Raw genomic sequence first — 20,707 nt, forward strand, 5'->3', positions numbered from 1 at the left:
GTGTCGTAAGCTCTGAACGCTTCACGCGCCGCAGGCGTCGCGCATCCACCGGGGGAGGCTCCCAACCACCATGAGCAGCACCGAAATCCTCAGCCCCCTGGGGCCCCAGGACCCGAGAGAGGCCGCGGGCTACAGCCTCCTCGCCAGGATCGGCGAGGGCGGCATGGGCACCGTCTACCTCTCCCACACCCGCGGCGGCCAGCCCGTCGCGCTCAAGGTGATCCGCCGCGAGTACGGCCAGGACGCCGACTTCCGCCGCCGCTTCGAGCAGGAGGTCCAGGCGGCCCGCCGCGTCCAGGGCTACCACCTGGTCCCGGTCGTGGACCACGACACCTCCGGCGAACTCCCGTGGCTCGCCTCCGCGTTCATCCCCGGCATCCCCCTGCACGACGCCCTCGCCGCGTACGGCCCGCTGCCCCTGCCCGCCGTCTTCCAGCTGATCGGCTGCGCGGCTCGCGCCCTGACCGCGATCCACGCCGCGGGCGTCATCCACCGCGACCTCAAGCCCAGCAACATCCTGCTGGGCTCCGGAGGTCCGTACGTCATCGACTTCGGCATCGCCCGCGCGGCCGACGCCACCCAGCTCACCCAGTCCGGCGGCCTGATCGGCACCCCGCAGTACATGTCACCCGAGCACGCGCTCGGGGAGCAGGTCGGCCCGGCCACCGATGTCTTCTCGCTCGGCCTGATCGCGGCCGTCGCGGCCACCGGCCGCCACCCGTACGGCGACGGCGGCGCCATCACCATCGCCGCGCAGATCGCGAACACGGCCCACCGGCCGCCGCAACTCGCCTCATACGACGATGAGTTGCGGACCCTTCTGGAGCGCTGCCTGGCCGCGGACCCGGCGGACCGGATCGGGGCGGCCGAGCTGGCCGAGTGGTGCGAGCGTGCGGCGGGGCGGCCCCTGGCCCAGTTCGACGGCTGGCTCCCGCAGCCCCTGGCCACCGAGATCGCCCGCCGCGAGCGGTCGGCCCAGAACCCGCCACCGCCCGCGGCCCCGCAGGCCCCGGCCGCACCCCCCACGGCCCCGCCCCCGCCGGCCACCGGCTACGGCTACCCGCAGGCCCCCGGCACCCAGCCCCCGCAGACCGGCCCCCACACGTTCAACCTGGCCCCGCAGCCCACGGCCCCCACCCCGAAGCCCCGCGGCCGCGGCCGCCTCGCCCTGATCGCCGCCGCCCTGGTCATCGCGGTCGGCGCGGGCGCGGCCGCCGCGGTGTGGGTGCTAGGCAAGGACAAGGGCGACGACGAAGGCAAGAAGGACGACGGCAAGCAGACCTCGGCGTCGGCGGACCCCGACACGGACCCCTCCCAGAAGGAGTCCGTGGCCCCCTCGGGCGACCCCACCGGCAGCACCGCACCGCCGCCGCCCGACGACGCGTCCTACACCGTGCTCTTCAAGGACAAGCCGTTCACCGTCCGCACCCCCGGCTCACTCGACACGACGTACGTCGACCTCGACGAGCCCAAGGCGGACACCGAGGCCACCATGGACTCCGACCTGCGGGACATGATCATCAGGGACTCCACGTGGGAGTTCGAGTCCACCGTGGGCAAGAGCGCGGGGACGACCGCCGAGCAGTGCAGGGCGGGCGCCGAGACCGACGCGCTGCCCGCCCAGGTCGGCGCCGACGACTTCGGCGAGCGCGGCCTCGTCACCAAGGGCACGCGCCTGTGCACGGTCACCCGCGACGGCAACCTCGCCATGTACGAGATCAACGGCATGACCCCGGCCAAGTACGACTCGGACGTCCCCACGGTCACCGGCAAGGTCACCCTCTGGAAGATCAGCGACTGACCCCGCCGACTCCGCGCGAGCAGCGAGCAGAAGGGGGCGCCCCGAGCCGCAAGGCCCGGGGCGCCCCCTTTCACGTACCGCCGAAGACGCCTATGAATGCGTACGCAGCAGCGTCCGCATCGTCCGCATCGCCACCGACAGGTTCGCCAGATCGAACGCGTCCGAACTCTGGATCTCCTCCAGCGTCGCCCGCGCCCGGCTCAGGATCGGCGCGTTCTTCTCCTCCCACGCCTTGAAGCGCTCCTCGGGCGTGGCCGCGCCGTTCCCGGCGGCGAGGACGTCCGCCGTCAGCGCGGCGTGCGCCGCGTACAGGTCCTCGCGGATGGAGGCGCGCGCCATGGACTGCCAGCGGTCGGCCCGCGGCAGTTCGATGATGCGGTCCATGAGCTGGGTGATGCGCAGCCGGTCGGCGAGGTCGTAGTAGACCTCGGAGACGGCCATCGGCTCCTTGCCCACCCGGTCGGCGACGGCGACGATGTCGAGCGTCGGGAAGGCGGACGAGAACCCGGCGACGCGCTGCGCGAGCTCGTCCGGGACACCCGCGGCCGTCAGCTCGTCGCGGATCCCCTGGTACCACTCCAGGTCCGAGCCGCGCAGCAGGTTCGGCAGCTCGTCCCAGACCTGTGCGACGCCCTCGCCGAAGAAGGCGATGGTCTCGGCGAGCTGGAGCGGCTGCGGCCGGTTGTTGAGCAGCCAGCGCGCGCCGCGCTCGACGAGACGGCGCGAGTGCAGCCGTACGCGGGTCTGGACATCGGCGGCGACGACATTGTCGAGCGCTTCGACGGCGTCCCAGACCTCGCTGAGCCCGAAGATCTCCCGCGCGGCCAGCTGGGCCCGCACGATCTCCTCCAGCGAGGCGCCCGTCTCCTCCCGCAGCCGGTGCAGGAAGGTCGAGCCACCGGCGTTCACCGTGTCGTTGACCAGCACGGTGGTGATGATCTCGCGGCGCAGCGCGTGCCCGTCGACCTGGTCGGGGAACCTCTCGCGCAGTGCCTTCGGGAAGTACGCGTGCAGCAGTCGCCGCAGGTACGGGTCGTCGGGCAGCGTCGTCTGGATCAGCTCGTCGGCGGCCGTGATCTTCGTGTAGGCGAGGAGGACGGCGAGCTCGGGCTGGGACAGGCCACGCCCGGCGTTGAGCAGCTCGCGGATCTGCCGGTCGTTGGGCAGGAACTCCAGGCTCCGGTCGAGGTGGCCCTGCTTGCCGAGGCGGCGCATGAAGCGCTGGTGGGCGTGGAGCAGGGACGGCGACTGGGCCACCGCGTTGCCAAGGGCGGTGTTCTGAGCGTAGTTGTTGCGCAGCACGAGCTGCCCGACCTCGTCGGTCATCTCGGCGAGCAGCTTGTTGCGCTGCTTGACGGTCATGTCGCCGTCCGTGACGACCGCGTTGAGCAGGATCTTGATGTTCACCTCGTGGTCGGAGGTGTCCACGCCCGCGCTGTTGTCGATGGCGTCGGTGTTGATGCGGCCGCCGGCGCGCGCGAACTCGATGCGTCCCAGCTGGGTCAGGCCGAGGTTGCCGCCCTCGCCGACGACCTTCACGCGCAGGTCGGAGCCGTTGACGCGGATCGAGTCGTTCGCCTTGTCGCCCACGTCGGCGTTCGACTCGGCGGACGACTTCACGTACGTACCGATGCCGCCGTTCCACAGCAGGTCGACGGGGGCCTGGAGGATGGCCCGCATCAGGTCGGCCGGGGTCATCTTGGCGACGCCGGTCTCGATGCCGAGGGCCCCACGGATGTGGGCGTTGAGCTGGATCGCCTTGGCGGAGCGGGGGAAGATCCCGCCACCGTTGGAGAGCAGCTTCTTGTCGTAGTCGGCCCACGAGGAGCGCGGCAGCTCGAAGAGGCGGCGGCGCTCGGCGTAGGAGGTCGCGGCGTCCGGCTTCGGGTCGATGAAGATGTGCCGGTGATCGAACGCGGCGACCAGCCGGATGTGCTCACTGAGCAGCATGCCGTTGCCGAAGACGTCACCGCTCATGTCACCGACGCCGACGACCGTGAAGTCCTCGGACTGGGTGTCACAGCCCAGCTCACGGAAGTGCCGCTTGACGGACTCCCAGGCGCCGCGGGCGGTGATGCCCATGCCCTTGTGGTCGTACCCGGCGGAGCCGCCGGAGGCGAACGCGTCGCCGAGCCAGAAGTCGTAGTCCTCGGCGACCTTGTTGGCGATGTCCGAGAACGTCGCCGTGCCCTTGTCGGCGGCGACGACGAGGTAGGTGTCGTCCTCGTCGTGGCGCACCACGTCCACGGGCGGCACGACCTCACCGGCGACCAGGTTGTCGGTGATGTCGAGGAGGGCGGAGATGAACGTCTTGTAGCAGGCGACGCCCTCCGCCAGCCACGCGTCGCGGTCCACGGACGGGTCGGGCAGCTGCTTGGCGACGAAGCCGCCCTTGGCGCCGACGGGCACGATGACGGTGTTCTTCACCATCTGCGCCTTGACCAGGCCGAGGATCTCGGTACGGAAGTCCTCGCGCCGGTCGGACCAGCGCAGACCGCCGCGCGCGACCTTGCCGAAGCGCAGGTGGACGCCCTCGACGCGGGGCGAGTACACCCAGATCTCGTACGCGGGGCGGGGCGCGGGCAGGTCGGGGATGGCCTGCGGGTCGAACTTCATGGAGACGTAGGTGTGCGGCCGGCCGCTCTCCGTCTTCTGGAAGAAGTTCGTCCGCAGGGTCGCCTTGATGACGGTGAGGAACGACCGCAGGATGCGGTCCTCGTCCAGCGACGCGACCTGGTCGAGCGCGCCGTCCAGCTCCTCCAGGAGGCCGTCGGTCAGCTCGGTGCCGGCGCGCTGGTGGTCCGGCGACATGCGCGCCTCGAAGAGCGAGACGAGCAGCCGGGTGGTGTGGACGTTGTTGCGGAGGGTGTCCTCCATGTAGTCCTGGCTGAAGGTGGCACCCGCCTGGCGCAGGTACTTGGCGTAGGCCCGCAGGACCATGGCCTGGCGCCAGTTGAGGCCCGCGCGCAGCACCAGCGAGTTGAAGCCGTCGACCTCGGCGGCGCCGGTCCAGGCGGCGGCGAAGGCCTCCTGGAAGCGCTCGCGGCCGTCGTCGGCGAGGTAGTCGCCGCTGCCGTTCGGGGACTTGGGCATCCGCAGCCCGAAGTCGTAGATCCACGCGTGCGTACGGTCCGAGCAGCGCAGCTCGTACGGACGCTCGTCGGTGACCTCGACGCCGAGCCGCTGGAGGACGGGAAGCACCGCGGAGAGGGAGACCTGCTCGCCCGAGCGGTAGATCTTGAAGCGGCGCTCACCGGGGGCGGCGCCCACCGGCTCGTACAGGGAGAGCGCGAAGTCCTTGTCGCCCTGGCTGAGCTGCTCCAGGTGCTGGAGGTCGGCGACGGCGGCGCGCGGCGTGTGGTCGGCCTTGTACCCCTCGGGGAAGGCGGTCCCGTAGCGGCGCAGGAGTTCGGCGGCGCGCTCCTCGCCGCACTCGGCGGTCAGCGCCTCGGCGAAGCCGTCGGCCCAGGAGCGGGCGGCGTCGACGAGCCGCGCCTCGATGCGCTCGACGTCGGCGTCGGAGAGGTCGGGGACCTCGCCGCCCTTGGGAACGCGCACCACGAAGTGGATGCGGGACAGGATCGACTCGGTGTTCCAGGCGGTGAAGTCGACGCTGGCGCCGTTCAGCTCTTCCTTGAGGATGTCGATGATCCGCAGCCGGACGCCGGTGGTGTAGCGGTCGCGCGGCAGGTAGACGAGCGCGGAGTAGTAGCGCCCGTACTCGTCCTTGCGCAGGTAGAGCCGCAGCCGGCGCCGCTCCTGGAGGTAGAGGACACTCGTGACGATGGCCCGCAGCTCGTCGGCGGGCGTCTGGAACAGCTCGTCGCGCGGGTAGGTCTCCAGGATCTGGAGCAGGTCGCGCCCGTCGTGGCTGTTGGCCGAGAACCCGGCGCCCTTGAGCACCTCCTCCACCTTGCGGCGGATGACCGGCACGCGCCGCACGGACTCGGTGTACGCGGCGGACGAGAAGAGCCCGAGGAAGCGCCGCTCACCCACGACGTTGCCCTCGGCGTCGAACTTCTTCACGCCGACGTAGTCGAGGTAGCTGGGGCGGTGGACGGTCGCCCGGCTGTTGGCCTTGGTCAGGACGAGCAGCTTGTGCTCGCGGGCCTTGGCGCGCGCGTCGGCGGGCAGCCGGTTGAAGGAGGGGCTGACCGGGTGGTGGTCGTCGCCGTGGTGCGGGTCGGCGCGCAGGATGCCGAGGCCGGTGCCGGGGACGGCGGCGAGGGAGTCGTCCTCCGTGAGGTTGTACTCGCGGAAGCCGAGGAAGGTGAAGTGGTTGTCGGCGAGCCAGCGCAGCAGCTCGCGGGCCTCCTCCACCTCCTGGTCGCGCAGGTCGTCGGCGGTGGGCTCGGAGGGCAGCTCGTCGGCGATGCGCAGCGCGGCGTCGCGCATCTTCTCCCAGTCCTCGACCGTCTCGCGTACGTCGGAGAGGATCCGGAGCAGATCGGCGGTGATCTGCTTCAGGTCGGCGCGGTCGGTCTCGCGGTCCATCTCGACGTGGATCCACGACTCGACGAGCGCGTCGTGCGGGCGCTCGCTGACCGGCTCCGTGGGCAGGACCTCCAGGAGCTTGCCGGTCACGTCACGGCGTACGACGACCTGGGGGTGGATCACCACATGGATGCCGCGGCCCTGGCGGGAGAGCTCATTGGTGACGGAGTCGACGAGGAAGGGCATGTCGTCGGTGACCACCTCGACGACGGAGTGGCTGCACGTCCAGCCGTTCTCCTCGACGGTCGGGGTGTGGACCCGTACGTTCGCCGTCCCCTGGGGGCGGTTCTCGGCGAGCCGGTAGTGGGAGAAGGCGGCGCCGAAGACGTCGACCGGGTCGCGGTCGGCCAGGTCCTCGGGGGCGGTGTGCAGGTAGTAGCGCTGGAGGAACGCGAGTGCCGTGGCCTGGTCCGGTGTGGCCTCGCTCGTCGTCCCGGTCGGTGCACCACTCGGTAGGCGCCCCCCGACCGGGCTGTTCTCAGCTACCCGGGCGGCCCGCGCGAGCAGCTCGGTCTTGGCTTCGTCCAGCTTGGTCTGCATTGTCCTCTGACTCCTGTCGCGCGCCGTTGCGTGACGTAGAAGGAAGTGATGTGACGTAACGCCGCGGCACGGGGTCTCCTGCCGGGGTCGACGTTATGCCGCGGTGCGGGAAGAGCGGTCGGCTTTCCGCCATTTTCAGCGCTTCCACTGACAGATGGCTTGCCCGGGCCGGTCGGCCGCACCGCGAAGAAGCGTCAGCGAGGGCCCGGGCACGGATGTCCTCCGTGTTCCCCGGGCGCAGGGCGGAGGCACCTATGCCTCCGCGGGCTATCGCGCTGATCACGGGTCAAGGCTATCGCTCCGCGCCCGGGAACCGTCATGAGCCGTATGTGTACAAAAGCGGGGGCAGAACCTGGACAGTCTGCACAGTGCGTCCGGGGCTCGGCCCTGCTGTCGGCCCTCTTGGCAAACCGGACGCGGGGATGCACGTTGAGCGGGACGGACAACGGACATGCGTGACGGACTCGGGAAGCGAGCACCGATGGCAGCCAAGATCCTGATAGTGACCGGCGACGCGGCGGAGTCGCTGGAGGTCCTCTACCCCTACCAGCGCCTGCGCGAGGAAGGATACGACGTCCACATCGCCGCCCCGGCCCGCAAGACGCTGCGGTTCGTGGTGCACGACTTCGAACCGGGCTTCGACACGTACACGGAGAAGCCGGGCTACACCTGGCCCGCGGACCTCGCCTTCGCCGAAGTGGAACCCGGCCAGTACGCCGCCCTGGTGATCCCGGGCGGCCGGGCCCCGGAGTATCTGCGCAACGACCCGGAGCTCCGCAAGATCCTCAAGTCCTTCTTCGACGCGGACAAGCCGGTGGCCCAGATCTGCCACGGCCCGCTCCTGACGGCGGCGATCGACGGCCTGAGCGGCCGCCGCGTCACGGCGTACCCGGCCCTGGAGATGGACATGCAGGCGGCGGGCGCGACCTTCCAGGACGCGGAGGTGGTGGTGGACGGCACGCTGGTCTCGGCCCGTGCGTGGACGGATCACTCGGGCTGGATGCGGGAGTTCCTGACCGTGCTGAGGGCGAAGGCACCCGTGACGTAAGGGGCCGGTAGCCGAAGGTCCCGTGGTGGCCCGGGCAGCGGAGGCTGAGCATCCGCCAGGCATACGGAGCTGCGCGATGCCGATCCTCGGGGATACCGATGCCGGGAGGGGACGCGAAGGGCAGTCTCTTCCGTGCACCCGAGAAGCCAGGCGGCCCGGGCCCAGGCGAGGCCGTGGCAGCACATCGCGGCGACCAGGACCTCGCCGGACGCCTCCCGGGCCCCGCACAGCGACGCGACGCCGCCCTCCCGGTCACCCGCGAGCCACCGCACGAGGCCCTGCACCATGAGCGTGGAGCCGAAGAGCTGCCGCCCGCAGCCGCACCGCGGCGAGCTCCAGCGGTATGCAGTCGAGCCGGTGGGCCAGCGCGAACTCAGTGCGTACGCAGAACGGCGCGGAGGGTGAACGCGGATCCGGCGACCCCCGCACCTCAGGCGGCGAGCCGCTCCGCCTCGGCCACAGCCTCCTCCAGGCTGTCCACGACGGGCACCCCGGCGCTCTCCAGGCTCGCCCGGCTGTGCGAGCCGCCGGTGTAGAGCACGGCCCGCGCGCCCACGTGCGCGGCGGCGACCGCGTCGTCGACGGCGTCCCCGATCACGACGACCCGCTCGACGGCGGCGGCGACGCCCTCCAGCGCGGCCAGGTGCCGCACCATCCGCTCGGCCTTGCCTGCGTGCGAGTCGTCGGTCCGCCCGTCGATCCGCACGAAGTGCTCGTGGATCCCGTGCCGCCGCACGATCGGCACTAGGTGCTCGTGCGGAGCCAGCGACAGCAACGACTGCGTACGCCCGTCGGCCCGCCGCTCGGCGAGCAGCCGCGCCGCCCCTTCGGCGAGCCCGCAGGCCTCGGCCCGCGCCCAGTAGTGCTTGTGGAAGACGGCATCCATGAGCCGCCACTCCGTGTCACTCGGCAGCCGCCCCATGAGCCGCTCGTAGAACCGCGGGATCGGCACGCAGTACAGCTCGCGGTACCGCTCCAGAGTGATCGACTCGAGCCCGATCTCCGCGAAGGAGGCGTTCGTGGCCTCGATCACCGCATGAATGTCATGCAGGAGGGTCCCATTCCAGTCCCACACGATGTGCGCCCCGCGCCCCGTTTTCCCCATCCCCAAAACGTACCCGCCCCCACCGACACCCGAAGCCCAGCCCACCAGAGCCGCCCGGGAGGGCCCACACCCCGGACGCACGGACGACCGGAGAGACCGCCCACCCACCCGCACCCGCGAGCGCACGCGAGGGGACGCGGGGGTAGGTGCGCGCGGAGCACAGTGGTGGTCACCAGGGCGCCGAAGCAGCAAAGGACCCGCACCAAGATGGCGAGCACGGGCCTACCCCCGCGGCCCCGCCCCCAAGACGCACCCCGGGCGCACCCCAGGCACACCCCGGGGCACCCAAGACACACCCACCGCGAGAAGCCCCCTCAGCCGATCAACCCAGGAATCTCCTGCGTCGCAAACCACAGCAACTCATGATCCTCCGCCCCGTCCACCACGAACCGCGCATCCTCGTCCCCCATATCCGCCGCCCCCAACGCCGCCGCAGCCGCGCCCACATCCCCCTCCGCGTCCCCCGAGTCCACATGCACCGCCGCCACCTTCCCCAAGGAAAGCCCTCCGGCAACCCGCACCTCCCCGAGCGCCCCTCGATCGAGCCCCCGGTCAGGATCCGCCACAGCCGCCCCATCCGGCACATCCGCCGCAAGCACGACCCGACGCCGCGCCGCCGCCGGATCCCCCGCCACCAACCGCAGCGACGCCGCGGCCGCCCGGTTCAACGCCGCGTACTCCAGCTCCTCGATGTCGTCCGAGACGTACCACTCCCGCAGAGCGGGGGTCACGGCGTAAGCGACCAGCGGCCCGGGCCCCACCTCCCCCGCCTTGTACGCCTCAGCGAGCCGGGGCAGGGTCAGAGGAACGTAGACGCGCATATACGGGACCGCTTTCGCTCGCGTCCGCCGAGACGGACCTTCGTGGCCGTAGAAGACCTTCAGGATACGTGCGGGAGTCCCCGATCGAGGTCCCCCCACCACCCGCGGAGCCGTCCACCCCCGTCCACGGATTCACCCGGCACACCCCCGGAAACACCACGTCCCAAGGGTCTCCACCCCCCTGATAGGTGAACCCGGACGCCCACCCCCGGCCGGTCCCCCACCCCTTGCGCACCGACCCCCCACCCCCGTACAAGATCCCCAACACAAAGTTACTCATCGGTACCAACCGGCGCCACAGGCGACGAAGGAGGCACCACATGCGCAAGGTGATGACCAGGCCCCGCCCACGTCCGACCGCGTCCCGCCCACCCGCGGGCCGCCCACCGACCCGCAGGGACTCACGCCGCCCGACGGACCGCCGCCCGCTGACGGTCCCGGCCCAACCACCGCCGCACCCCACGGAGGTCTTCGCGGAACGCCTCCTCCTCGTCCTCAGCGGCCAGCGCCCCCTGCACTGGGCGGCCCGCCACATCGCCAACACGGCGTACGACGACCTGGCCCGCCTGGCGGAGCGCAGCCCGCTCCGCACGGGTGGCCACCGCCCCACGATCCACCGCATCGGCCACTACCAGCCGCACCCCGAGGCGTACGAGGTCTTCGCCCGCGTGGCGACGGGCCCGAGGCTGCGCGCGCTGGCGTTCCGCCTCGCCCTGGGAGCGGACAGGAAGTGGCGCTGCACGGCGGTGGAAACAGACCCGAAAAGGCACTGACAAACCGCGCCGAACACACCCACCCAAGCGAAAGGGGCCGGAAGCAATCCCGGCCCCTCCACCTACACCACGCACGCCACCGACGTCACCGACGTCACCGACGCACGAGACACCTCACACGAGACACCTCACGCCCGCCACGCCGCCCGACGCGACTACTTCTTGCGACGCCGCCCACCCTTCTGGGCCTTGCGCCGCTCCGCCCGGGTCATGCCATCCGCCTCGGACCGCACACCCGAACCATCCGTGGTGAAGTCGCCCTCGTCGACGCCGCCCTCGGCGTTCGGCGCCTGGAAGTGCAGCCGGTCGGGCCGCTGCGGAGCCTCAAGGCCCTTGGCCCGGATCTCGGGCCGCGACCCGGCACCCGCACCCGCACCCGCCGGAACCGCGTCCTGCACGCCGCCCTTGGTGAGCGAGGTGGCCGCCGCGTCCTCGACCGGGACCTCCTCGACCTGCTGCTCGACCTGGACCTCCAGGTTGAACAGGTAGCCGACGGACTCCTCCTTGATGCCGTCCATCATGGCGTTGAACATGTCGAAGCCCTCGCGCTGGTACTCGACCAGCGGGTCCTTCTGCGCCATGGCACGGAGGCCGATGCCCTCCTGGAGGTAGTCCATCTCGTAGAGGTGCTCACGCCACTTGCGGTCGAGCACCGACAGGACGACCCGCCGCTCCAGCTCCCGCATGATCTCGGAGCCGAGCTGCTCCTCACGCGCCGCGTACTGCTCGTGGATGTCGTCCTTGATGGACTCGGAGATGAACTCGGCGGTCAGACCCGCGCGGTCGCCCGCCGCGTCCTCCAGCTCCTCGATGGTGACCTTGACGGGGTAGAGCTGCTTGAAGGCGCCCCACAGCCGGTCCAGGTCCCACTCCTCGGCGAAGCCCTCGGCGGTCTCGGCGGCGATGTACGCGTCGATGGTGTCGTCCATGAAGTGCGCGATCTGCTCGTGCAGATCCTCGCCCTCCAGGACGCGGCGACGCTCTCCGTAGATGACCTCGCGCTGCCGGTTGAGGACCTCGTCGTACTTGAGGACGTTCTTACGGGTCTCGAAGTTCTGCTGCTCCACCTGCGACTGGGCGGAGGCGATGGCGCGCGTCACCATCTTGTTCTCGATCGGCACGTCGTCGGGGACGTTGGCCATCGACATGACGCGCTCGACCATCTGCGCCTTGAAGAGCCGCATCAGGTCGTCGCCGAGCGACAGGTAGAAGCGGGACTCACCCGGGTCGCCCTGACGGCCGGAGCGACCGCGCAGCTGGTTGTCGATACGGCGCGACTCGTGCCGCTCGGTGCCGAGGACGTAAAGACCACCGAGGGCCTTGACCTCCTCGAACTCCTCCTTGACGGCCCGCTCGGCCTTCTCCAGGGCGGCGGGCAGCGCGGCGGCCCACTCCTCGACGTGCTCGACGGGGTCGAGACCGCGCTGGCGCAGCTCCGCCTCGGCGAGGTCGTCGGGGTTGCCGCCGAGCTTGATGTCCGTACCACGACCGGCCATGTTCGTGGCCACCGTCACGGCGCCCTTGCGGCCGGCCTGGGCGACGATGGTCGCCTCACGGTCGTGCTGCTTGGCGTTGAGCACCTCGTGCTGGATGCCGCGCTTGGAGAGCTGCTGCGAGAGGTACTCGGACTTCTCCACGGAAGTCGTGCCGACCAGGATCGGCTGCCCCTTCTCGTGCTTCTCCGCGATGTCGTCGACGACGGCGGCGAACTTCGCGACCTCGGTGCGGTAGATCAGGTCGGACTGGTCGACGCGGACCATCGGCCGGTTCGTCGGGATCGGCACGACGCCCAGCTTGTAGATCTGGTGGAACTCGGCGGCCTCGGTCATGGCCGTACCGGTCATGCCGGAGAGGCCGCTGTCGTAGCCGTCGCGCTTGTAGAGGCGGAAGAAGTTCTGGAGGGTGATGGTCGCCAGGGTCTGGTTCTCGTCCTTGATGTCCACCCCTTCCTTCGCCTCGATCGCCTGGTGCATGCCCTCGTTGTAGCGGCGGCCGGCGAGGATACGGCCGGTGTGCTCGTCGACGATCATGACTTCGCCGTCGATGACGACGTAGTCCTTGTCCTTCTTGAAGAGTTCCTTGGCCTTGATGGCGTTGTTGAGGTAGCCCACGAGGGGCGTGTTCACCGACTCGTAGAGGTTGTCGATGCCGAGCCAGTCCTCGACCTTGCTCACGCCGGACTCGTGGATGGCGACGGTGCGCTTCTTCTCGTCGACCTCGTAGTCGCCGGTCTCCTCGATGCCCTTGAGGGGGTTGCCGGGCTCACCCTTGGTGAGGCGGGTGACCAGCTTGGCGAAGTCCCCGTACCACTTGGTGGCCTGGTCGGCGGGGCCGGAGATGATCAGCGGCGTACGGGCCTCGTCGACGAGGATCGAGTCGACCTCGTCGACGATCGCGAAGTTGTGGCCGCGCTGCACGAGCTCGTCCTGCGACCACGCCATGTTGTCGCGGAGGTAGTCGAAGCCGAACTCGTTGTTCGTGCCGTACGTGATGTCGCAGCTGTACTGCTCGCGGCGCTGGGCCGGCGTCATGTTGGCCAGGATGCAGCCGACGCTCAGGCCCAGGAACTTGTGGACGCGGCCCATCATCTCGGAGTCGCGCTCGGCCAGGTAGTCGTTGACCGTGATCAGGTGGACGCCCTTGCCGGAGAGGGCGTTCAGATACGCGGGCAGGGTGCCGACGAGGGTCTTGCCCTCACCGGTCTTCATCTCGGCGACATAGCCCATGTGCAGCGCGGCGCCGCCCATCATCTGGACGTCGTAGTGGCGCTGGCCCAGGACGCGCTTGGCGGCCTCACGGACCGTCGCGAAGGCCTCGGGAAGGAGGTCGTCGAGCGTCTCGCCGTCGGCGTAACGCTCCTTGTATTCCTGGGTCAGTGCGCGCAGCTCGGCGTCGGAGAGGCTGACGAAGTCCTCTTCGATGGAGTTGACCTGGTCCGCGATGCGGTGCAGCTTGCGCAGGATCTTGCCTTCGCCTGCACGCATGATCTTTGAGAGGACGGACACGGGGGTTGGTCTCCTTGCCGGTCGGGCCTGGCATGGTCGGTTTTACTCGTCGGGCAACGGCCATCGTATGCGAGGACCCGGCTGCGCCGGGAGGTCTGCCATGAGGTCAACGGGCGAGGGGCGCCGAAGGTGCCGGGTCGTGCGCATGAGGTGGTCGCGACGGGCCGGTAAAAACACTGGCCCCCGGAACAGCGCCCCCGCATCATCGCTTGATGGAGCCCGTCACACTGACCACCGAACGCCTGTGCCTGCGCGTCTTCGCGGCCGAGGACATCGACGAGGTCCACGAGGCCTGTCAGGACCCCGACATCCAGCGCTGGACCTCGATTCCCTCGCCGTACGCGCGCGTGGACGCCGAGACCTTCATTACGCGCGTCGTGCCGAGTCAGTGGCGGGCCGACTCCGAGTACACCTTCGCCGTACGTCTGCGCGGCGGCGGCCCTCTGATCGCCGCCGCCAGCCTGCACCACCCGCGCTCGGGCACCTGGGAGGTCGGCTACTGGACGGCCAAGGAACAGAGGGGTCGCGGCTATACGACGGAGACCGTGCTCGGCCTCGCCCGCTGGGCGTTCACGGACCTGCGCTGCACCCGCCTGGAGTGGCGCGCGGAGGTCGGCAACACGGGCTCCCGGGCGGTCGCGGAGAAGGCCGGCTTCACGGTGGAGGGCGTGCACCGCGCGGGCCTGCTGAACAAGGGCACCCTCCGTGACTGCTGGGTGGGCGCCCTGTTGCCCTCCGACGTCGGCATGGAGTCACCGCTGCCATACCTGCCCGCGCGGCCCTGAGGCCAAGGCGATTTCGCCCCCGCTGTCAGTGCCGCCACCTATCGTTTCGACCATGACGAGCCTGCCGCGCCCCGCCATCGAACTCTCCGCCGACGAAGCCCGCCGCATCGCGCTGCGGGCCCAGGGTTTCCTCGGCGCTCCGGACCGCAGATCCGGTGTGCGGGGCGTCCTGCGGCACCTCGGCGCGGTTCAGCTCGACACCATCTCGGTGCTGGCCCGCTCGCACGAACTCATTCCGTACGCACGCCTGGGCGCGGTGGGCCGCGACACCGTCGAGGCCGCGTACTGGACCGAGACCCACGCCTTTGAATACTGGTCGCACGCCGCGTGCATCCTGCCCGTCGAGGAGTGGCCGCACTTCGCCTTCCGCCGCCGCGCCTACCGCTCCCGCCCGCACTGGCACCACGACCTGCCCGACGGCGCGTACGACCAGGTCATCAAGCAGCTGCGCGCCGAAGGCCCGCTCACCGCCACGGAGTTGGGCGGCGCGAAGAACAAGGGCGAGTGGTGGGACTGGTCCGAGTCGAAGATCGCCGTAGAGCGCGCGCTGATGTACGGCGAGGTGGTCTGCACCGAGCGCCGCTCCTGGAAGCGGGTGTACGACCTGGCGGAGCGCGCCATCCCGGACGCGCTGCTCCACGACGACCTGAGCGCCCCGGAGTGCCTGCGCCGCCTGGTGCGCCTGGCCGGTGAGGCGCTGGGCGTCGGCACGCGCGCGGACATCGCCGACTACCACCGCCTCAAGGGCGAGCAGTTCGACGCGGTGGTCGCGGACTCGGGCCTGGTGCCGGTGACGGTCCAGGGCTGGGACAAACCCGCCTGGGCGGACCCGAAGGCCCTGGAGACGACGCCGCGCGGCCGGCACCGCACGACGCTGTTGTCCCCGTTCGACTCCCTGATCTGGGAGCGGGCGCGCACGGAGCGGATCTTCGGCTTCACCCACCGCCTCGAGGCGTACGTGCCCAAGCCGAAGCGGATACACGGCTATTTCGCGATGCCGCTGCTCGCCGGCGGCCGGCTCCTCGGCCGGGTCGACCCCGCGCGCGAGGGCGCCACGCTGGTGGCCAAGCAGGTCACGCTCGACACCCCGAAGGCGGTCGAGCCGATGGCCCGGGCGCTGATGGAGGCGGCGTCCTGGGTCGGCTGCGATTCCGTACGGGTGGAGCGGGTGAACCGCCCGGAGCTGACGGCCGCCCTGGTGCGCGCCCTTACCTGATCTCCAGGATCTTCTCCCGCATCGCGTAGACCACGGCTTCCATCCGGGAATGCAGCTGGAGCTTCTCCAGGATGTTGCGCACGTGGTTCTTCACGGTGTTCTCGGAGATGAACAACTCCTTGGCGATATCGCGGTTGTTCATCCCGGTGGCGACCAGCTTCAGCACTTCCAGCTCGCGATCCGTCAGCCGGGGCGCGGGCACCAGCCTGCGCTCGTCGGTGCGCTGGATCATCGACTTGAACTCCGTGAGCAGCTTGGAGGCCATCGAGGGGCTGATCTGCGACTGGCCGTCGGCCACCGCGCGAATCGCGGTGGCCACCTCGTCCGTGGAGATCTCCTTGAGGAGATATCCGGTGGCGCCCGCCTTGATCGCGTCGTAGAGGTCGGCCTCCTCGTCGCTGATCGTCAGCATGATGATCTTGGCGCTGGGCGCCACCTCCTTGATGGAGGTGCACGCCTCGATGCCGCCGCGCTTGGGCATGCGTACGTCCATGAGCACGATGTCGGGCAGCAGGTCAGCGGCCTTGTCCACCGCCTCGGCGCCGTCGCCCGCCTCGCCCACGACCTGGATGTCCTCTTCGGCGGCGAGGACGATCTCCAGGCCGCGGCGGAAAAGGGCGTGGTCATCCACCACAAGCACCCGGATGGGCTCCTTGCGTGGGGCGCCCGCGTCCGTGCCGATGCCGATGCCGTCGTCGGCACCCTGGTGACGCATCGGTCCGAAGCTGTCCGCCATCGTTCCTCCCCCATGAAGGCCGTGGCCTGTTGTGCCTCTGCTGCGCCAACCCAAGGCGGCAGCACGCCGGTTGGCCCGGCCCGCCCATGATTTCATGCCTGGCGCCGCTCCGGTGCGCGCACTGGTCGCACGATGGTGCCCCTGGGGGCGCACACACGCTCCAGGGGCACCATTACGGCGGTCGGGGGGGACCGGCGGGCTGCTCAGCCGCCGAGAGCCCCGCCTGCGCCACCCGTCTCGGCGTTGGCGACCATGGGGTCGGTGTTGAGGCGGATGACGCCGTAGTCGTAGGCGTGCCTCCGGTAGACGACGCTCGGTTCCTTGGATTCGGAGTCGACGAACAAGTAGAAGTCGTGTCCGACCAGTTCCATCTCGTAGAGGGCCTGGTCGAGCGACATGGGCGCCGCGACGTGCGTCTTTTCGCGGACCACGAGGGGGCCTTCGCCCTGGATCTCCAGCGAGCCGATCTTCTTGACCGGTACGCCGTCGGGCTCTTCGTCACGCGCGATGGTGCCGTCTCCATTGAGGTACGCCGCGTCCGGCACTCGCTCGGCGACCTCGGCGGCGGAGAGCCTGCCGGTGCCGCGCCGGTTGTGGCGCTTCTCGTGCTGCTTGCGCAGGCTGGCGTCGAGCTTGGCCGTGGCCAGGTCGAGCGCCGCGTACGGATCGGCTGCCGAGGCTTCCGCGCGGATCACGGGCCCACGGCCGCGGAGAGTGATCTCCACGCGGTCGGAACGGTCGGCCTGCCGCGGGTTGGTCTCCTTGGACACCTCGACGTCGAGGCTGATCACCTTGCCGTCGAGCCTCTGGATCTTGTCCAGCTTCAGCTTCTCGGCCACGTGCTTGCGGAACCGCTCGGGCACCTCGGTCTTGCGGCCCTTGACGACGATGTCCACGCAGAACTCCGTTCCCGGATCACTCCGCTTCGATGGCGGAGCATCTCCCTTTTGCACCAGACCCCGGTGACTCCCGGAGCCTCGGACTCGGTGACTTCCACCTCCTCCTCCCCCGAGGGCAAGATCTCCACCCCACCGGCCGGGGTGATTGTGGAAAACCTCAATTCCGATATGCGAGGCGCGGCGTTCGCCATTCCTCACAACCGAACATATCTCGCCCGGGCGGATGTCGTCACCCTCTACTGCGACGTACCTCCATTCAGGTCTATCGACCCTCTCATCACCTGCAACGACGCAAGTTCTCCATCAGTTCCGGTTTATTTCGAAAGAATCCGGTGGGGCGGCGACAACGGCCGCGCTGATCGCGTTCTGGCGGCCCAATAGCCGCCTTCGCACAGCATCCGTTCCCCGGCCCCGTACGGCCTCCGAGCGGGTCTTCTCTTGCATGTCTACGTCATGTATCGCGCGCACGGCCTCCGCCATCGACGCGCCGGTGGTCATGAGGTCGTCCACGACCACGATCCGGCCCGCGCCCGCTTCCGCCAGCAGCCGGGCGCCCCCGGCGGTCACCTCCAGGGCGCCTGCCAGGTTGGCCTGCCGCTGCCGGGAGTCGAGCCCCGACTGATCGGCCACCGCACGCCGTTGACGCAGCACCGCGAGCACCCGCGCCGGGACCCCCGCTCGCCGCAGCTCACCCGCGGCGGCGAGCGCGATCCGCCGCGCCGGGTCCTGACCACGCGCCCGCACGGAGGCACGCGACGACGGCACGGGGACGAGCGACAACGGCACCGTGCGCCCCTGTGATCCGCCGTGTGTGCCGTCTACCCACGATCGGGTCCCCGTATCACCCCGCGGCGGCGTTTCCGGCGTCCCGCCCCGCAGACCGGCACGCACGGCTTCGGCGAGCGCCGCCCCCAGCGGCCCGGCGAGCCCCAGGGCGCCCCGCTCCTTGTGCGCGAGCAGCACGGCCCGCACCGCGTCCTCGTACGGCGCCGCCGCATGCACCACGGGCAGCCCCGGAGGCTCGGGCACCGGCCGCACCCGGCGCGGCGCGCTCCCGCACAGGGCTGCCCGGCACGCGGCACAGAGCGTCGCCCGAGGCCGCCCGCAGCCCCCGCACTCGGCCGGCAGCACCAGGTCGGTGAGGTCCTGCCACCACCCCCGCATGCGCCCACTGTGCCAAGCCGCGGGCAGCGCCACCACCCCTGTGGAAAACCCCCTGTGGACAACCTGTCCCGGCGCCGTGACCCATGCCATCACCCCAGGTCACCGGCGGGCGAGCGGAGACCGACGGTCTGGTGCCCGCATGGGGACCCGGCCTCACCCCGGATAGACCGGGGACGACCCCTCCTCCACCACCGCCTGCCACTGCGAACCCGTCGGCAGCCGCACGATCCCGTCGTCCGAGTGCGCCACCAGGGGCTGCTGCTCACTCTCGGACGCCGCGATCTCCTTGACACCCGTCAGCCCCGGCAGCGTGGTGCCCGAGAGCACCGAGCCGTCGCACTGCACGTACCGCATCTGCTGCACCCCGCCGGACTCGCGCCCGACGACCACGAGGCGGCTGCCGCCCGCCCACGACATGGCGGTGACCTCCTCCATACGCGGGGCCGCCTGGGTGGGGTCGAGCACCGAGATCCGCGGCTGCTCCTGCTCGCCCTGCACGCCCCGCTCGCCCCGCTCGACCCGGCCGATCCACAGAGACGTCTTGTCGTCCTTCTTCACCAGCAGCGCGATACGGACCCCGTCGGCCGATACCCGCACCGCCTCGATGCGCCCGTCGAGACCGGGCACCTCGACCTCGACCGGTTCGCCCTCGCCCTGGTCGAGCCAGAGCAGCCGCGGCCGCTTCGGGTCACGGTCGGCCACCCATAGGTCACCCCTGCCGTCCCAACTGGGCGTGGAGAGACGGTCCTCCTCCGCCTTCGCCTTGCTGCGCACCTGCGCCTTGCCGAGCGTTTCCTCCAGGAACAGCGACGCCGTGTACAGCGACTTCCCGTCGCGCGACACTCCGGCCGCACGCTTCTCGTCACGGGAGACCGCCGCCGAGCGCAGCTGCTGATCCCCCGTGCCCAGGATGCCGTTCACCGGCTCCGGGGCGGCGGTGCTCCCGGCGTTGGCCGGCATCCGCACCAGCCGGTGCTTCTCGTCGATGAAGTACTGGTAGCCGGGCCGCTCCGTATTGCGGTGCGCCGCGACACTCTCGGCATGGCTCTGACTCAAGACGCAGAGCATCGAACCGTTGGACCGCTGCAACGTCACCTGCTCGACCCCTGAAGGCGTCAGATCCTGCAACGTGAAGAGCAGTTGCGCCGCCATCTCCCGGCACCGCGTCTGGCTGGCGCCGTCGGCCCGGCTGTTGAGCTGCACGGTCAGCCGGTTCTGGTCGTCGGGCGTCAGCGACTTGCCGGGGTCCTTGAGCCGCGTACCACTGTCGAACCTCGAATCGACCACCTGGTCGAGCCAGTTGGTCGGCCCTTCCAGCAGCGCCTTCACCGTCTGCGTCATCGGGTCGATCCGCTGACGTATGTAGATGGGATCGGCGACGAGCCCCGCCCGGCCACTCGCGCCCGTCCCCGAAGGCCCGGCATAGTAGTACTTGTTGACGGACCGGTAGATGCGCTGGAAGTCCGATTCGCCGAGCACCACGCCGGGCGGCGGCCTGTCGATGCGCCACTCCTTGCGGCCCGGGCCGCCCACCAGGCTCAGGTGCACGGACTGGCTGTAGGTCGCCTCTTCGGGCCGGTACGCGTGCTGCCTGTCGACCGTGGCGACCTGCTGGCCCGTCAGGGAGAAGCGGCGGCTGCCGTCCACCTCGTTCCCCGCGTTGCCCGCGTCCGTGTACGGGCCGTCCGCCAGGACGGTCGTGGACGCTTCCGGTTCCCACGCCTTCGACGCGCTCTTCGTCAGATACTTGCGGGCCATCGCGAACTGCGGATCGTCACTGGTCAACGCCTCAAGGAAGCCCTGCACGATCTCCACGGGCCGCGCGCCCTCGCGCGGCGGCATCGCGTAGACCCGGACCTGTGACTGCGAGTCCGGCCGCTGCGAGGCGTCGACGGTCTTCAGATTCCCGCTGTCGGGCATCGAGGCGCAGCCGGCCAGGAGCGCCCCACACCCGCCCAGCAGCAGTCCGGTACGCAGCGGACGCCCACGGCGCGCACGACGGCCGCGTCCCTCCCGGTCAGCGCCCACGAGTGCTCTCCCCTTCCCTCGCCCGACCGGCTTCCGAGCGGCCCTCCGAGCGCGCCTCTGAACCTGCCTGCGAACGCGCCTCTGGACGGGCCTCCGAACCTGCCTCCGAGCGGGCCTCTGGACGGACCTCCGAACGGGCCCCTGAACCTGCCTGCGAACGCGCCTCTGGACGGGCCTCCGAACCTGCCTCCGAGCGGGCCTCTGGACGGGCCTCCGAACCTGCCTCCGAGCGGGCCTCTGGACGGACCTCCGAACGGGCCCCTGAACCTGCCTGCGAACGCGCCTCTGGACG

13 protein-coding genes are annotated in these 20,707 nt (G+C 70.4%); 5 read left to right on the forward strand and 8 right to left on the reverse strand.

Going from position 1 to position 20,707, the window contains the following annotated elements:
* Window positions 1-70: 70 nt before the first annotated feature.
* The gene (locus tag ACF062_RS06360) at window positions 71-1,801 is read left to right on the forward strand and encodes a serine/threonine-protein kinase (protein WP_392136345.1); all 1,731 of its coding nucleotides are present in this window, start codon (window positions 71-73) and stop codon (window positions 1,799-1,801) included.
* A 90-nt stretch (window positions 1,802-1,891) separates the two neighbouring features.
* Here ACF062_RS06360 and ACF062_RS06365 read toward each other — a convergent pair whose 3' ends face one another.
* Window positions 1,892-6,835: an NAD-glutamate dehydrogenase gene (locus ACF062_RS06365; RefSeq protein ID WP_392136347.1), complete on the reverse strand. Its 4,944-nt coding sequence runs from the start codon at window positions 6,833-6,835 to the stop codon at window positions 1,892-1,894.
* Between the two features lie 481 nt (window positions 6,836-7,316).
* Between ACF062_RS06365 and ACF062_RS06370 the strand changes: the two genes are divergently transcribed.
* On the forward strand, window positions 7,317-7,883 hold the full coding sequence (locus ACF062_RS06370; protein ID WP_223774949.1) for a DJ-1/PfpI family protein: 567 nt from the start codon (window positions 7,317-7,319) through the stop codon (window positions 7,881-7,883).
* A 430-nt stretch (window positions 7,884-8,313) separates the two neighbouring features.
* On the opposite strand, the gene ACF062_RS06375 is transcribed toward ACF062_RS06370, so the two are convergent.
* Window positions 8,314-8,988, reverse strand: coding sequence for an HAD family hydrolase (locus ACF062_RS06375; protein WP_223774951.1), 675 nt, complete (start codon window positions 8,986-8,988; stop codon window positions 8,314-8,316).
* A gap of 314 nt (window positions 8,989-9,302) precedes the next feature.
* Entirely contained in the window at window positions 9,303-9,809 is a 507-nt protein-coding gene (locus ACF062_RS06380) for a DUF6912 family protein (protein WP_392136351.1), read from the reverse strand.
* A gap of 320 nt (window positions 9,810-10,129) precedes the next feature.
* Between ACF062_RS06380 and ACF062_RS06385 the strand changes: the two genes are divergently transcribed.
* The gene (locus ACF062_RS06385) at window positions 10,130-10,582 is read left to right on the forward strand and encodes an Rv3235 family protein (RefSeq protein WP_392136354.1); all 453 of its coding nucleotides are present in this window, start codon (window positions 10,130-10,132) and stop codon (window positions 10,580-10,582) included.
* Between the two features lie 155 nt (window positions 10,583-10,737).
* On the opposite strand, the gene secA is transcribed toward ACF062_RS06385, so the two are convergent.
* Window positions 10,738-13,587, reverse strand: a complete 2,850-nt coding sequence (gene secA, locus ACF062_RS06390; protein WP_392136357.1) for a preprotein translocase subunit SecA — start codon at window positions 13,585-13,587, stop codon at window positions 10,738-10,740.
* 212 nt (window positions 13,588-13,799) lie between these two features.
* Here secA and ACF062_RS06395 point away from each other — a divergent pair, with 212 nt between their 5' ends.
* Window positions 13,800-14,372, forward strand: coding sequence for a GNAT family N-acetyltransferase (locus ACF062_RS06395; protein ID WP_392136360.1), 573 nt, complete (start codon window positions 13,800-13,802; stop codon window positions 14,370-14,372).
* Window positions 14,373-14,424: 52 nt separating this feature from the next.
* Window positions 14,425-15,588, forward strand: coding sequence for a winged helix-turn-helix domain-containing protein (locus ACF062_RS06400; protein ID WP_392136362.1), 1,164 nt, complete (start codon window positions 14,425-14,427; stop codon window positions 15,586-15,588).
* Here the strand turns inward: ACF062_RS06400 and ACF062_RS06405 are convergent.
* The 4 genes from ACF062_RS06405 to ACF062_RS06420 all read right to left on the reverse strand — a co-directional run bounded on the left by ACF062_RS06405 (window position 15,581) and on the right by ACF062_RS06420 (window position 20,415).
* Complete coding sequence (locus tag ACF062_RS06405) at window positions 15,581-16,324, reverse strand: response regulator transcription factor (RefSeq protein WP_223774957.1); 744 nt, start codon at window positions 16,322-16,324, stop codon at window positions 15,581-15,583. The genes ACF062_RS06400 and ACF062_RS06405 overlap by 8 nt on opposite strands.
* 203 nt (window positions 16,325-16,527) lie before the next feature.
* Window positions 16,528-17,220, reverse strand: a complete 693-nt coding sequence (hpf, locus tag ACF062_RS06410; protein ID WP_392136365.1) for a ribosome hibernation-promoting factor, HPF/YfiA family — start codon at window positions 17,218-17,220, stop codon at window positions 16,528-16,530.
* A 306-nt stretch (window positions 17,221-17,526) separates the two neighbouring features.
* Window positions 17,527-18,387, reverse strand: coding sequence for a ComF family protein (locus tag ACF062_RS06415; protein WP_392136367.1), 861 nt, complete (start codon window positions 18,385-18,387; stop codon window positions 17,527-17,529).
* Window positions 18,388-18,540: 153 nt separating this feature from the next.
* A complete protein-coding gene (locus ACF062_RS06420) occupies window positions 18,541-20,415 on the reverse strand; it encodes an LpqB family beta-propeller domain-containing protein (protein WP_392136370.1) in 1,875 nt (624 codons plus the stop codon).
* Between the last annotated feature and the right edge of the window lie 292 nt (window positions 20,416-20,707).

The sequence above is a fragment of the Streptomyces sp. NPDC015345 genome (assembly GCF_043078805.1).
Classification (GTDB): Bacteria; Actinomycetota; Actinomycetes; order Streptomycetales; family Streptomycetaceae; genus Streptomyces.